At 65.3% G+C, this 13,464-nt stretch carries 12 protein-coding genes; 3 read left to right on the forward strand and 9 right to left on the reverse strand.

Features of this window, described 5'->3' with window-relative positions:
* Window positions 1-28 precede the first annotated feature (28 nt).
* On the reverse strand, window positions 29-862 hold the full coding sequence (locus F8197_RS04125) for a p-hydroxycinnamoyl CoA hydratase/lyase (protein WP_019921254.1): 834 nt from the start codon (window positions 860-862) through the stop codon (window positions 29-31).
* Between the two features lie 100 nt (window positions 863-962).
* Here F8197_RS04125 and F8197_RS04130 point away from each other — a divergent pair, with 100 nt between their 5' ends.
* Window positions 963-1,424 (forward strand): MarR family winged helix-turn-helix transcriptional regulator, encoded by a 462-nt coding sequence (locus F8197_RS04130; RefSeq protein ID WP_152880171.1) that lies wholly within the window; start codon window positions 963-965, stop codon window positions 1,422-1,424.
* Between the two features lies 1 nt (window position 1,425).
* On the opposite strand, the gene F8197_RS04135 is transcribed toward F8197_RS04130, so the two are convergent.
* The 7 genes from F8197_RS04135 to F8197_RS04165 form a co-directional block, all read right to left on the reverse strand.
* Window positions 1,426-2,718: a sodium:proton antiporter gene (locus F8197_RS04135; protein WP_152880173.1), complete on the reverse strand. Its 1,293-nt coding sequence runs from the start codon at window positions 2,716-2,718 to the stop codon at window positions 1,426-1,428.
* Between the two features lie 37 nt (window positions 2,719-2,755).
* Entirely contained in the window at window positions 2,756-3,313 is a 558-nt protein-coding gene (locus F8197_RS04140) for a flavin reductase family protein (protein ID WP_152880175.1), read from the reverse strand.
* A gap of 49 nt (window positions 3,314-3,362) precedes the next feature.
* Window positions 3,363-4,835 carry an ABC transporter ATP-binding protein gene (locus F8197_RS04145; protein WP_152880177.1) on the reverse strand — a complete coding sequence of 491 codons (1,473 nt, stop codon included), beginning with the start codon at window positions 4,833-4,835 and terminating at the stop codon, window positions 3,363-3,365.
* Window positions 4,825-5,676, reverse strand: a complete 852-nt coding sequence (locus tag F8197_RS04150) for an ABC transporter permease (RefSeq protein WP_152880179.1) — start codon at window positions 5,674-5,676, stop codon at window positions 4,825-4,827. Before F8197_RS04150 ends, F8197_RS04145 begins: the two co-directional genes overlap by 11 nt.
* The gene (locus tag F8197_RS04155) at window positions 5,673-6,647 is read right to left on the reverse strand and encodes an ABC transporter permease (protein ID WP_152880181.1); all 975 of its coding nucleotides are present in this window, start codon (window positions 6,645-6,647) and stop codon (window positions 5,673-5,675) included. Before F8197_RS04155 ends, F8197_RS04150 begins: the two co-directional genes overlap by 4 nt.
* Window positions 6,635-8,203, reverse strand: coding sequence for an ABC transporter substrate-binding protein (locus tag F8197_RS04160; RefSeq protein ID WP_227012056.1), 1,569 nt, complete (start codon window positions 8,201-8,203; stop codon window positions 6,635-6,637). The genes F8197_RS04155 and F8197_RS04160 overlap by 13 nt, the downstream gene beginning before the upstream one ends.
* Window positions 8,204-8,306: 103 nt before the next feature.
* A complete protein-coding gene (locus tag F8197_RS04165) occupies window positions 8,307-9,596 on the reverse strand; it encodes a DUF445 domain-containing protein (RefSeq protein ID WP_373996784.1) in 1,290 nt (429 codons plus the stop codon).
* A 419-nt stretch (window positions 9,597-10,015) separates the two neighbouring features.
* Here F8197_RS04165 and F8197_RS04170 point away from each other — a divergent pair, with 419 nt between their 5' ends.
* Together F8197_RS04170 and F8197_RS04175 are read left to right on the forward strand one after the other, a co-directional pair.
* The gene (locus F8197_RS04170) at window positions 10,016-10,699 is read left to right on the forward strand and encodes a pentapeptide repeat-containing protein (protein ID WP_227012057.1); all 684 of its coding nucleotides are present in this window, start codon (window positions 10,016-10,018) and stop codon (window positions 10,697-10,699) included.
* 147 nt (window positions 10,700-10,846) lie between these two features.
* Window positions 10,847-12,019 carry a polysaccharide lyase family 1 protein gene (locus F8197_RS04175; protein WP_227012058.1) on the forward strand — a complete coding sequence of 391 codons (1,173 nt, stop codon included), beginning with the start codon at window positions 10,847-10,849 and terminating at the stop codon, window positions 12,017-12,019.
* 44 nt (window positions 12,020-12,063) lie between these two features.
* On the opposite strand, the gene F8197_RS04180 is transcribed toward F8197_RS04175, so the two are convergent.
* Entirely contained in the window at window positions 12,064-13,452 is a 1,389-nt protein-coding gene (locus F8197_RS04180; protein WP_040377595.1) for an amino acid permease, read from the reverse strand.
* Window positions 13,453-13,464: the final 12 nt, after the last annotated feature.

Consider the following 13,464-nt stretch of genomic DNA (forward strand, 5'->3'; position numbering starts at 1 on the left):
GGTGTCTCCTTTTTTATTTTTGTAGAGTTTAACCACGTTTGAACGTTTGCAGACCGGGCTTGATGGTCTTATCGTCCAGGAACTGCTTGAGGCCCTGGGCGCGGCCTTTTTCGGGATCGCGGTAGTTCGACTGATCGACCTTGGCGTACAGGTAGTCCTCGTTCTGGTCCCAATTGAGTTCGCGGCAGCGCTTGAAGCCGTTCTTGGCGATGCGCAGCACGACCGGGGCTTTTTCCAGTAGCTTGTTGGCCAGCGCGGTCACCTCGTCGCGCAGCTGGGCGCGCGGCACGCTCTTGTTGATCAGGCCCATGGCTGCGGCTTCCTGGCCGGTGAAGGTGTCGCCGGTCATGATGTAGTGGAGCGCCTGGCGGTGGCCCATGGTGTCGGCGACGGCCTTGCTGACCAGGTTACCGGGCGGGATGCCCCAGTTGATCTCGGACAGGCCGAACACCGCTTCGTCGGCGGCAATCGCCAGGTCGCAGGCCACCAGCGGCGAGAACGCGCCGCCGAAGCACCAGCCGTTGACCATGGCGATGGTGGGCTTGGCGTACATGCGCAGCAGCTTCCATTGCCACTGCGAGCAGTCGCGGCGCAGGCGCTCCTGGAAAATCTCGGGCTTGCCGTCGTTTTCGCGGAAGTACTCCTTGAGGTCCATGCCGGCGGTCCAGGCGTCGCCGGCGCCGGTCAGCACGATCACCTGCGCTTCTTCGTCGAGTTCCAGCGTCTCGAGGACGTCGATCATTTCGCGGTTGAGCGTGGGGCTCATGGCGTTGCGCTTGTCCGGGCGATTGAGGGTGATCCAGCCGATGCCGGCCTCCACGTCCACTTTGACGGTTTCCCAGCGCGCTGCGTATTTCGACATGTTTATCTCCGATGTAAGTTTAGTGTTGCAGTATCAGGCTGCCTGATATGGAACTTATACTATACTCACGTCTTCCGAATTACAAGAAAATTTTATCGCCATGGTTGAACACGCTCCGAACCCGTCCGACGACACCAAGCCGCTGGGCCTGGCCTACCTGGTGGGCCGCCTCGATCACGTGCTGGGCAAGCGGCTGCGCGACTGCTGCGCGCCCGCCGGCGTGACGGTGCCGCAGTACACGGCGCTATCCGTGTTCCGGGCCCAGGGCGCGCTGTCGAACGCGCAGCTGGCCACGCGCACGATGGTGTCGCCGCAGTCGGCCAATGAAATGGTCAAGCAGATGGAGGGAAAAGGCTGGATCGAGCGCTCGCCCGATCCGTCGCACGGTCGCATCATCCAGATCCAGTTGACGCAGGCAGGGCACGCGATCCTGGGCCAGTGCGACGGCAAGGTGCGCGAGGTGGAGCTGCGCATGTTCCCCGACATGACGCCCGCAGAACGCACGCAGCTTTACGTGTCGCTGCGCAGCGCAGTGCGCGCGCTCAGCCTGGAAGGCATATGAGTTAACGACTCCAGAAGTTCATCAACGGCTTGACGCTCAAGCCGTGTACCACGATCGACAGCATGATGGTAAACAGCACGATGTTGGTCAGCTGTGCCGCCAGGTCGGGCGGCAGGCCGGCCTCGATGGCAAACACCAGGTAGTAGATCGAACCGATGCCGCGGATGCCGAACCACGCGGTCATCGCCTGCAAGCGTACCGGCGTGCCGCTGCCGGCCAACCCGAGAAACACGGCTGCCGGCCGTGCAATGAAGAACAGGAAGGCGGCCATGAACACGGCCTGCCAGGTGAACTCCTGCAGCGAGATCATCCCGCCCAGCAGCACTACCAGCGTGAGTTCGGACAGCCGTTCGAGGTGTTCCTTGAACACCAGCGATTCGGTGCTGACCGTGATCGGCGCCTCGCCCGGTGCGCTATCGAGCGCCACCTGCGATTTTCCGGTATCGGGTTCGAGCAGTCCTTCCTGGTCCTTCGGCGCGCCGGCCATCATCAGCTCGGTCTGGCGCAGCGCCACGGCCGCGAAGAACACGGCCAGGAAGCCCCACGCATGCACCAGCGTGGCCACCCCATAAGCTATTGCGATCAGGCCAAGTCCCACCAGGTCGTCCATGATGTCGTGGCGCGGCTTGATCATGCGCAGGCGCCAGGTCAGCCGCGCGGTGAGGGCGCCGAAGGCCACGCCGATCACCACGGCCGCCAGCGCCGCCCAGAACACATCGACGAACAGCCAGCGCCACGGCTGGCCGGCCGTCTCGTCCAGCCCCAGCACGCCGAGGCCCAGGAATACGAACGGCGCGGCGCTGCCGTCGTTCATGCCGGCTTCGCAGGTGAGGGTGAAACGCAGGCGGTCGGTATCGCCGGCGTGGCGGATCTGGACATCGGTGGCCAGCACCGGGTCGGTGGGCGCCAGGATGCCGCCGAGCAGAATCGCCGCGCCGGCGGGCAGTCCCAGCACGAAGAAGCCGAAGGCGGCCACCAGCATCACCGTGAAGATCATCGAAATCCAGGCCAGGCGCATGGGCGCCTTCCAGTTGGCGCGTTTGAACGGCACCGGCATCTTGATCCCGGCCGAGAACAGCGAGACCAGGATGGCGACCTCGGTCAGCACCTCCAGAAAACCCGATTCGTCGGCGGGTTCGAAGTGAAACAGGTTGAGGACGGTGGGGCCGAGCACCAGGCCCACGCCCAGGTACACGATGGCGGACGTGAACGGCGAGCGCGAAATGGTGGTAGCGGCCATGCCGCGCGCCAGCATCAGCAGGCCGATCAGGATGAACCAATGGACGGAAGTCATGCCTGTTCCCCGGTGATGGTACGCCGACGTTTGAAAATCAACGGGTCTGGCCCGGGTAGCGCGAGCGCGTATCGATCTCGCGGCCCGAGATCATGAACTGGCCGTCGCCGCGATAGTGCAGCGTTTCGGGCAGCTTGGGAGTGGCGGCGACGTGGGCGCGTACCACCTGCCACACGAACAGCGGCGCGTTCGGGTTGGGCGTGGCGTCGGCCAGCCGGCATTCGAAGCTGGCATAGCATTCGTCAATCAGTGGTGCGGCCACTTCCACACCCGGCCGGGCGGTCAACCCGAAGCGGGCGAATTTGTCGGTGTCGCTACCGCTGCAGTTGCCGATGCCGATTACCTGCTCGAGCAGGTCGGCGGTGGGGATGTTGATCACGCACTCGCCGCTGCCCACCACCATGTCGTAGCTGTGGTTGGACGGATCGATATAGCAGCCCACCAGCGCGGGCGTGAAGCCGATCATCATGTGCCAGCCCATGGTCATGATATTGGTCTGGTCGCCGTGGGCGGAACTGACCAGTACGACCGGGCCGGGCTCGAGCAGCCGGCGGATCTCTGCCAGGTCGTAATCGTGTTTGCGGTAGTGTTTCATGTGGCCTCCATGGGGCATGGTAGGCGCTGTTACCGTGGCTGTCTGTTGGTCAGGGCACCGATGAACGCGATGCCGACAGGCTGATCACCCGGGTGGCCATGCGCGCCGGAATATCGGCGTCGTGCGTCACCAGCAGCACCGCGCAGCCGTACTCCCGGGCGTGTTCGGCCAGCAGCACCAGGGTTTCCTGCTGGGTGACGGGATCGAGCCGCGAAGTCGGTTCATCGGCAAAGATCAGCGCGGGGCGCAGCAGCAGCACCCGCGCCAGCGCGAACCGCTGCAACTCGCCGCCCGACACCTGCGACGGCAGCCGGTCGAGCAGGCCGGGGCGCAAGCGCAGGCGCGTGAGCAAGCCCTCCAGCTCCGGCCACGCCAGCCGGTGCAGCGCGACCACGTCCTGCAGCGACTGGCGCAGGGTGGCGGACGGTGCGAACGCCGCCGCCGGATCCTGGTAGATTTTCTGGAATGCCGTGCGCGGCAGGCCCATCCCGCGCGTGACCGTGCCGCTGTCCGGCCGCAGCAGGCCCAGCACGATATTGCCGAATGTGGTTTTGCCGGAGCCGCTGGGACCGGTCACGGCGATGAATTCGCCGCGCCGGATCTGCGCCGTCACGCCGGCAAACAGGTGCTGCGCGCCGAAGCTTTTTTTCACGTTGTCGATGTGGACAAGTACCTCGCCTACGTCGGACTTCACCGGCGCCAGGTGCGGCCAGGCGGCCGGCTCCGCCGCCAGCAGGCGCCGCGTGTACGCGTGGCCGGGCGCGGCCAGCACGGTCGTGGTGTCGCCGCGTTCGACGATCTCGCCGCCCAGCATCACCGCCACCTGGCCGCGCAACTGGCGCGCCAGCCACACGTCGTGGGTGATGGTGAGCAGGGTGAGGCCGTCGGCGATGGCCGCGCGCAGCACGGCCAGCACGTCGGCGCGGCGGTCGGCGTCCAGCCCCTTGGTCGGTTCGTCGATGATCATCACCGGCGCGCCGGCGGCGTGGGTGGCCAGGAACGCCACGCGCTGCGCCATGCCGCCCGAGATCTGGAACGGATATTTTTCGCCGGCGCCGCCCATGCCCAGGCGCTCGAGCCCCGCTTGCGCGGTGGGCGCCGCCACCTCCGGCGCCATGCCGGCCACCAGCTCGTGCACCTCGGCGATCTGGCGCGCCACGCGCATGGTCGGATCGAGCGCCAGCCACGGCTCCTGCGGCAGCAGCGCCAGCTGCCGGCCCCACAGCGCGCGGCGTGCTGCCAGGTCGGCCGCGTCGAACCGGTGACCGCCCACTTCCACGGTGCCGCTGCATGACAGAGATGCCGGCAGGTTGCCCATGATGGCTTGCGCCAGCAGCGATTTGCCGGAGCCGCTTTCGCCCAACAGCGTCAGCACGCCGCCGGCCGGAATATGCAGATCCACCGCGCGCACCAGCGCATGGCCTGGCGTCCCTACCGACAGGTCGCTGACGGCCAGGTGGGCGGCAGCGATTGGCGCCGCGGGCGATTTGCGGTTGCCGGTGATCGAATCGTTATCGTTCATGCGTGTCTCCGCTGCCCAGCAGGATCATGCCCAGCAAGGTGGCGAACAAAATGAAAATGGGGGCGCCGACCAGCCATGGCGCCTCGCTGTAATACGGCAGCAGTTCGATCATCATCACGCCCAGTTCCGCCGTCGGTGGCTGCAGGCCCACGCCGATGAAGCCCAACGCCGCCATGGCCAGCACGGCGCCGGCGTAACCGAAGCGCATCAGCGTCAATATGCGCGGACGCAGTTCCGGCAGCAGGTGGCGACGCACGATGTACCAGGCGCCAAAGCCCAGCAGGCGCGACGCCTCCACCTGCGGGCTGGCCAGCATGATGGTGGCCGCCGCCCGCACCACGCGGAAGTATTCGACCCACAGCGCCAGCGAGATGCCCACGTACAGGGGCCAGAACTGGCCAGGCGCGAACGCGGCCAGCAGCAGCACCAGCAGTAGGCCGGGCAGGGCGAGGATGGCGTCGGCCAGCGCAGTCAGCATGCGTTCGGCCCAGCCGCCGCGCCAGGCCGCCAGCAGCGCCAGCGCGGTGCCGGGGATGGCGGCGCTCAAAACGCTCAGCAGCGCCATCGACAGCGACAGGCGGGAGGCGTCGGCCAGGCGGGCCAGCATGCTGCGGCCCAGGTGGTCGAGGCCGAGCGGGTGCGCCAGGCTGGGCGCCTCCAGGAAGCGCGCCAGCGTCTGCCGCGCCGGATCGACGCCGATCAGCCAGGGGCCGAGCAGGGCAAACGCGGCGATCGCAATCAGCATGGCCGCCCCGATCACGCGCGCGGCGGACCAGCGCCGTGGGGGACTCGCTGCCAGCAGCGCTTCGTGCAGGTCGGGCGTATCAGGCATGGCGTTCATTGCGGCCGCCTGCGCGGATCGATGGCGGCGCAGGCCAGGTCCACCAGCGCGTTGAACAGCACGAACATCAGGCCCAGCACCAGCGCCGTGCCCTGGATCATCGGCACGTCGCGACCGAAGATGGCGTGCACCAGCGCGTGGCCGATGCCGGGCCAGGCGAAGATGGTCTCCACCAGCACCACGCCTTCCACCAGGTACACCAGTTGCACCGCCACGTAGGCCACCACCGGCGCGCCAACATTGCGCACGCCGTGGCGCATGAGCGCCTGCCAGGGCGACAGGCCCTTGGTCAGCGCGAACGCATAATAGGCGCTGCCGCGCACGGCCACCATGGCGTCGCGCGCCACCCGCGACGATACGGCCGCGAGGCCGATTGCCAGCGTCAGCGCCGGCAGCGCCACGCTGCCGTGATCGACGTGGCCGGCAGCCGGCAGCGCGTTCAGTTCCACCGAAAACACCAGTACTAGCACCAGTCCCAGCACAAACGGCGGCATCGCGCGCAGCATGACCGACAACGCCAGCGTGGCGCGGTCGAACCAGCCGCCGGGATGCAAGCCCGCCAGCACGCCGGGGATGGGACCGAGCAGCACCGACAGCAGCACCGCCCAGAACGACAGGCGCAGGGTCTGGCCCAGTTGCAGTCCGATCTCGGTGAGCACCGGCTGCGCGGTCACCAGCGACAGGCCCAGGTCGAGCCGGAGCAGCCGCCCCCACCAGTCGGCCAGCGCTGCAAGCGCGGGGCGGTTCAGGCCCAGCTCCGCGCGCACTGCTTCGGCGGCGGCGGCATCGACCATGTCGTAGCCATAGCGGCCGGCAGCGATGCGGAACGCGGTGTCGCCGGGCAGCCAGCGCGTCATGAAGAAGCACAGCGTGCCCACCAGCAGCGCGACCAGCAGCGCCTGCAGCAGGCGCCGGCCCAGCAGCGGCGACCAGCGCCGCGCGGTATCGATCCAGGGTGTCAGGGATTCCATTTGATGTCCGATAGTCGGTAGCTGCGCTCGAAGGCGTCGATGGTCACGTTGCGCACGCGGCTGGAGACGGCAATCGTTTGCCGGTACCAGACGATCGGCACGACCGGCAGCGATGCCTGCAGGCGCGTGGCGACGATGGCGCGGTCGGCCTGCTGCGCGGCCGGCGCGGCGCCCGTGGCCAGGCGCGCCAGGGCGGCATCGAGCGCGGCGTCGTGCCAGTTCATGGCGCCCCAGTCGCCGCCGCCGTTGGTGTAGTCGCCGACCATGGTGGCGGTGGGATCGGGCGTGGTACCGAAGTTGCGGGCGACCAGTCCCATGTCCAGCGATCCGCTGCGATGGCCGGCCGGGATGTCGCTGGAGTTGCCGACCACTACCCGCACGGCGATGCCGATCTGGCGCATCTCTTCCTGGATCGCGGAGGCGATCAGCGGCAGCTCGGGGCGATCGACAAAGGTGTACAGCGTGATGGCAAAACGCCGGCCGCCTTTCACCAGGATGCCATCGGCGCCCGGCATGAAGCCGGCTTCCTTCAACAGCGCGCGGGCGGCGGCAGGGTCGGTGCGCAACGGCGCCAGCGCCGGCTGGTGCCACTGCGTCAGGGCGGGCGGGAACAGCTGGGTGGCGCCCAGGTCGGCGTCGCGCAGCAGTGCGCGGGCAATGCCGTCGCGTTCCACACCCAGACTGATCGCACGGCGCACCCGTTCGTCGCGCATGAACGGGTGGGCGGCATTGAGCTTGAGGAAGGTGGTGCGCGGCAGGTTCTGCGCCACCAGCGACACGCCTTGCTGGCGTTGCAGGCGGCGGATGCTGGGCGGATCGAGCGTGAAGGCGAGATCGGCCTGGCGGCTTTGCGCCATCAGCGCCCGCGTCTCCGCGCGCGACACGCTGATGTAGCGCGCGCGCCGCACGTTCGGGGCGTCGCCATTCCAGGTTTCGGCAAACTCGGTTTCGAACATCTGCGGCAGGGTCATCGACTTGATGCGATACGGGCCGCTGCCGACAATGGCCGTTACGCGGCCGGTGGCGTTGAACGACGATGGCGCCAGCAGTTGCGTGCTGTACTGGGTGAACAGGTACGGCAGCGGCGCAAACGGTTTGCGCAGCCGCACCACGATGGCGCCGCGCTCCGCGTACAGGTCGTCGATGCCGGCCAGTTGCAGCACGCCGGGCGTGCTCAAGGCCCGTTGCAACGACACCAGCGCGGTATTGGCGGTAAGCGCGGAGCCGTCGTGGAAGCGGTTGCCCTGGCGGATGAAGAACCGCCATTCGCGCTGGTCGCTCGATACTTCCCAGGTGCTGGCCGCGCCGGCCCGCAGGCGGCCCTGGTCATCGACGTCGAGCAGGGTTTGCGTGACTTCCATGCGGGTAAACATGAAGCCGCTGCGCGACGGTTCCAGTCCGGTCAACTCCCACGGCCCGACCACGGTCAGCGTATCGGCACTGGCAGGCGTGAGCTCGTGGACGTGCCCCGGATCGGCCAGGGCCGCCAGCGGCAATGCCAGCAGGGCGGCGACCATCAGGCGGCGTTTAAAGAGTGTGGCGGCAGCTGGTCTCATGGAGCGCACGGGGATGAAAGACCCCGCATGGTAAAGCAAGTTGAAGGGCGGGGCCAGTCCAACAGGCGGACAGGTGTCACGGCTTGTCTCGGCTGGCGACCTGCTACCCCGTATACTGCACAATCACATGAATCACCAACCCCGCCAGCCCACCCACCACCGTGCCATTGATGCGGATGAACTGCAAATCGCGCCCGATCGCCAGTTCGATGCGCTTGCTCATTTCGTCGCGGGTCCACCTGGCCAGCTGGGTTTCGATGAACAGGCCCACTTCGCCGCGATAGTTGCGCACCAGTTGCGCGCTGCCCGCTTCCAGCAGGCGGTTCAGGCCTTCGCGCATCGACTGGTTTTCGGTCAGCATGCGGCCCGCTTTTTCCACCAGCTTTTGCACGCCGGCCGGCACGCCTGGCGTCTCCGTGTGCAGGTCGGCCAGTGCGCGTGCGTGCAGTGCATCCCACAGGCCTTCGAGCATGTGCCGGATCTTGTCGCTGGCCAGTGCGTCTTGCTGGTAGCGGCTGATGGCGTCCTGCCATAGCGGGTCGGCCTTCAGCCGCAGCGCGCTTTCGGCGATCCAGACGCCCAAGCGCGCGCGCAGCGGATGATTGCGGTCGGCGCGCACGTCGGCCACCTTGCGGATGGTGGAGCGGATCAGGCGCGGCATGGCCTTGTGCAGCGCGTATTCGACCACCGAGCTGTCGGTATTGACCGCGCTTTGCACCATGTTGCCGATGGTCTCGTGGTTGTCCTCGTGCGCCAGGTACTCGCCCAACTGGTCGAGCAGCAGGTCCACCAGATGCTGCGGCTGGTCTTCGGCGATCAGCGCATCGACGCAGTCGCCGGCCAGGCTGGCCAGGTCCAGGCGCGCCAGTTCGCGGGTGGCGGTGTCGCACACCATGCGCCGCATCTTGTCCTGGTCGAGCGAATGCAGCAGCTTTTCCAGCGCGGGGCCGGTCCACTGGGACAGGCTCGCGGCGTTGGCCGGCTGCTGCAGGTAGTTGCCGGCCCTGCCTGCAAGGTCTAGCTCGCGCAGGCGGGCGTTGATGGCCGCTTCGGTAATAAAATGGTTTTCGACGAACTGGCCCAGGCTCTTGCCGATGCGTTCCTTGCTGTTGGGGATGATGGCGGTGTGCCACAGCGGAATGCCGAGCGGGTGGCGGAACAGCGCCACCACCGCGAACCAGTCGGCAATCGCACCGATCATGGCCGCTTCGGAAAAAGCTTCCAGATAGCCCCAGGCAGGATGCGCATGGCGTTGCGAGCGGGCCAGCGCGAACAGCAGCGCGGCAATCAATAACAGGCCCAGTGCAACCAGTTGCATGGTGCGCAGGCGCGCGCGTTGCAGCACTTCTTCCTGGTCGTCGAGCTGGCGGATGATGTCGACTTCGTGTTCCACGAGTATTCCCCCGGGTCAATTTGATTGCATTGTAGGGCAGGGCGCGCAGGACCGGTCACACGCCTAGCGCCGATGCGGGTAAAATAGCGCCGAGTCGAAAATGAGCAAGCCGGTTGGTAACCCGGCAAGTGTCCCGCTATGGGAGATGCTCCCGCACAGCGGACCCACGGCGCCGATCTTGACAGAGAACCTATCTCAGTAGGGATGGGGCAGCGGATTGCGATGCATCGGTAGTGGGGGCAAGGCGCGAGGAAGAAGCATGGCAGGCCATGCGATGACGAGCAACGCCGGCCCCGCTGCCGAGGCGCGCAAGCAGCGCCTCATTCCCTGCTGAGATAGGTTCTCCTAACCGTCCGGGGATGCGTGGTGGTGCGCCTGGTGCGTTGACCATGTATCTGCCGGCCATTGAGGACAATCCGATGGCATCAACCAATTCCACCTTCTCCGGCCTTGCGCTGGACCGCTCCGAACTCGAACACCACCTCGCGCAAGACACCCGTCACTTCGAACAATGCACGTTCGACGACGAGGACCTGTCGCGCCTCGACCTGCAAGGCTGTACGTTCGACCGCTGCACGTTCGGCGGCGCCAACCTGTTTGCCGCCAAACTGGCGCGCACCGTGTGGCAGCGCTGCCGCGCTGGCGGCGCTGATTTCGAATCGGTGGACGCGGTCGATGCCCGCTTCGATAGCTGCGACCTGAACAACACCAAGTGGCGCCGCGCCAAGCTGGCTTCGGTCAGCTATCGCGGTTGCAAGCTGACCGGCGCCTCGTTCGAGGAAGTCGCGCACCTGGGCCTGCTGTTCGAAGAAAGCCTGCTGGTGGGCGCCGATCTGCGCGGCTTTTCGTTCAAAAAAGCGACCCTGAAAGAGCTCGATTTCTCCGATGCCTACCTGGCTGGCTGCGACTTCCGCGAGTCCGTGTTCGAAGGCGGCAGCTTGCGCAACGCCACGCTCAAGCTGGCCAAATTCCAGGGCGCCGACTTGCGCGCGGCCGATATCGAGGGGCTGAAACTGTCGGATGCGGCCGTGTTCAAGGGCGCCGTAATTTCGCATGCGCAGGCCGCCAGTTTCCTGCGTGCGCTCGATTTTGTTGTCATTTAGTGTTGTTATTTAGAGCAATCTTTCAATCAATTGATTGATTATTTAAAAGATATCTATTTCTACACGGATATTCTCATACTTTCAGTTGTCTTTTTCTGCTAGCGTTGCTTTAGGGAATTATCCCTATAACAATAACGGAGAAGACACATGACTATCAGCATCAAAATGACCGGCGCCGCCCTGGCTGTCCTCGCAGCTTTCGCGACCGCTCCGGCCTTTGCCGACGACACCCTGCAAACCGCGCCATCGAACGGCTGGGCCGGCCAGAATGGCGGCACCAAGGGTGGCGCCGGCGCCTCGTCGGCGGCGACCTACAAGGTCAGCTCGGCAGCGCAACTGCTGGCCGCGATCAAGGCGCAGGGTGACAAGCCCAAGATTATCAAGCTGTACGGCACCATCGATCCAACCACGGCCGATAACGGCGGCCCCTACAAGAACGCCGCCGACCAGAAGGCGCGGCTGCAAATCAAGCTGACCAGCAACACCACGCTGATCGGCATGGGTTCCGACACCAAGCTCGTCAACGCCGGCCTGATCCTCAACGGCATCCAGAACGTCATCATCCGCAACCTCAATATCGTCAATCCGTGCGACATCAATCCGATCTGGGACCCGGAAGATGGCAGTGCGGGCAACTGGAACTCCGAGTACGACGGCATCAACATTGCAAACTCGAAGAACATCTGGATCGACCACAACGTGTTTACCGATGCCCCCAAGACCGACGACCAGCTGCCCACCGCCAATGGCCGCCTCAAGCAGTGCCACGATGCCGCGCTCGACGTCAAGAATGGCTCGGACTACGTGACCATTTCCAACAACCGCTTCGAGCTGCACCAGAAGAACAACCTGATCGGCTCATCGGACAGCACCACGTCCGACGATGGCCACCTGACTGTTACCTTCAACAACAACCATTTCCTGCACATCTCGGAACGGGCGCCGCGCGTGCGCTTCGGCAAGGTCCACGTCTTCAACAATTATTTCGAAGGCAGCCGCTCGCACAAGGTCTATCCGCACAAGTACAGCGTGGGCGTCGGCTACAAGGCCAAGATCATCATGCAGAACAACGCGTTCGACATCGCCGGCGCCAGCGCGTGCGCGGACATCGTCAACAATCCGGGCTCGGCCAGCAAGTCGGGTGCAATCACCGATACCGGTTCGCTGCTCAACGGCGCGGCGCTGAACCTGGCCGGGAAATGCAGCTTCAGCAATTCTGTGGGCTGGACGCCGCCGTACACCGCCAATCCGGCAGCGGCCTCGTCGGTCAGGCAGTCGGTATTGAATAATGCGGGGACGGGGAAAATCAGCGTGAACTAAGAACCTGCCGGCAAGCCGTTGCGGCTTGCCGGTTTCAGGGAGGATCAGTTGAGCAGCGAACGCTTGCGCGAGTAGGTGAAATACACGATCAGACCCAGCACGATCCAGATGGCGAACGCCACCCAGGTATGCCAGCTCAGGTAGGTCATCAGCATCACGCAGAAGATCACTGCCAGCGCCGGGATCAGCGGCACGAACGGTACGCGGAAGGTGCGCTTGAGGTCCGGACGCTTTTTACGCATGATGATCACGGCAATCGACACCAGGCTGAACGCGGCCAGCGTGCCGATGTTGATCAGCTCGGTAAGGATGTTGAGCGGCACGAATGCTGCCACCACGCCGAAGAACAGGCCCACCATCCAGGTCGCAAAGAACGGCGTCTGGTATTTCGGGTGGACGGTGGACAGCTTCTTCGGCAGCAGGCCGTCGCGCGACATGGCGTAGATGATGCGGGTCTGGCCGTAGGCCATGACCAGGATCACGGTGGTCATGCCGAGAATGGCGCCAGCATCCACCACGCGCGCCATCCAGTTTTCACCGGCATATTGCAGCGCCAGCGTAACCGGGTGATCGACACCGAGGAATTCCTTGTACGGCACGATGCCGGTCATGATGCCTGCGACGATCACGTACAGGATGGTGCACACGGCCAGCGAGCCGATAATGCCGATCGGCAGATCGCGCTCGGGGCGTTTGACTTCCTCTGCTGCCGAGGTCACGGCGTCAAAGCCGATGAAGGCAAAGAATACCAGCGCGGCTGCGCTCAGCATGCCGTTGTAGCCGTATGGCATGAAGGGTTGCCAGTTGTCCGGTTTGACGTGCGGTGCGCCCACAAAGATAAACAGCAGCACCACGCCGACCTTGATGGCCACCATGATATTGTTCATGCGCGCCGACTCGCGCACGCCCCAGCCGAGCATGGCGGTCAGTACCAGCATGATCGCCAGCGCCGGCAGGTTGACGATGGTGGCCACACCCGGCACGGCGCCCGGGGCAGCGGTCAGCGCCACCGGCAACTGGTAGCCATAGCTCGCCAGCAGCGACTGCAGATAGCCGGACCAGCCCACCGAGACGGCAGCCGAGGCCAGGCCATATTCGAGCAGCAAGTCCCAGCCGATCATCCAGGCGGCCAGCTCACCGAGGGTGGCATATGTGTACGTGTAGATGGAGCCCGCCACGGGGACCGAAGAGGCGAACTCGGCGTAACAGAGGGCGGCAAAGCCGCAGGCGATGGCGGCGACCACGAAGGAGAGGGTGAGGGCGGGGCCGGCAGTCACGGCGCCGGTGCCGGTCAACACGAAGATGCCGGTTCCGACAATCGCGCCTATGCCCATCAGTATCAAATCGAATGGACCGAGTACTTTGGCCAGACCACCGGGCTTGTTAGCGCCGGCAATCATATCGTCGAGGTTCTTCGTTCTAAAAAGGCTCAAATTAAGCTCCAG

The sequence above is a fragment of the Duganella sp. FT27W genome (genome assembly GCF_009295655.1).
GTDB classification, from domain to species: domain Bacteria; phylum Pseudomonadota; class Gammaproteobacteria; order Burkholderiales; family Burkholderiaceae_D; genus Rugamonas; species Rugamonas zoogloeoides.